This window comes from Treponema endosymbiont of Eucomonympha sp. (assembly GCF_001028545.1).
This window is the reverse complement of sequence record NZ_BBPW01000267.1, coordinates 1-845: the sequence shown is the minus strand read 5'-3', so window position 1 is coordinate 845 and position 845 is coordinate 1. Positions and strand designations below refer to the sequence as shown.

2 protein-coding genes are annotated in these 845 nt (G+C 52.1%); both read left to right on the top strand.

What is annotated here, in order from left to right:
- Positions 1-622 (top strand): tetratricopeptide repeat protein (locus tag AWU74_RS06450; protein ID WP_187150904.1); only part of this gene is annotated, 622 nt, incomplete at its 5' end.
- Between the two features lie 4 nt (positions 623-626).
- Positions 627-845, top strand: a 219-nt coding sequence (locus tag AWU74_RS06445) for a transposase (protein WP_162504950.1), incomplete at its 3' end; no start/stop codon positions are given.

Here is an 845-nt window from a genome sequence, read left to right as displayed (position 1 = left end):
ACTGAACGCGGAAGCGGCGGCTTTTGGGGCGCAGGGAAACGAGCGCTATGCCAAGAAAGAATACGACGCGGCGATAGAAGCCTACACGAAGGCGACAGAGCTACAGCCGGATTTTGCGGAAGCGTTTCATAATCGCGGCTTTGTGTATGAACAAAAAGGCGACTATGGCAAAGCGATAGCGGACTATGACGCAGCGATACGGCTAAAGCCGGATTTGGCTGCGAGAGCCTCTTATCAGGACATAGTCTGGAAAATCGCCCCGGATGATTTATGGAATTACGAAACGGAAACACTTGTGAAGTTTCGTCATTTTTTTGCGCGGTTTATTGTTGTTTACAAAAAGAAAGGCACTGATTCAGAAGCGCATAAAGAACTGGTTCGGGCGTTGCATTCGCTTTGGAAAGACTGCCTTGTCGACGAGTCTAACGCCTCTTCCGGCAAATACCTCTACCAATACGCCAGCATGAGCGCTTTTGAGAAAATGTTCGAAAGCCGCGCGCTGCGCCTCGCGCCTACCGCGTATCAAAACGACAGCGAAGAGGGCAAAGTCTTCTTTGCGGAAATCGAAGGCATCTTGACGGCTAGGCAGTGTGGACTGGATAGGGGAAAAGAGGTAAAATAGAAGCATGAAAAGACAAGAAGGCATACACCGGCACGATATAAGCGACGCGGCGTGGGAACGGATAAAAGACCTGCTGCCCGGACAGGCAGGGAAGCACGGGGGAGTGGCGAAAGACAACCGTTTGTTTATCAACGCGGCAGCATGGCAGACGCGCACGGGCGCTCCGTGGAGGGATATACCGCCAGAATTCGGGAACTGGAACAGCATACACAAGCGGTTTTGC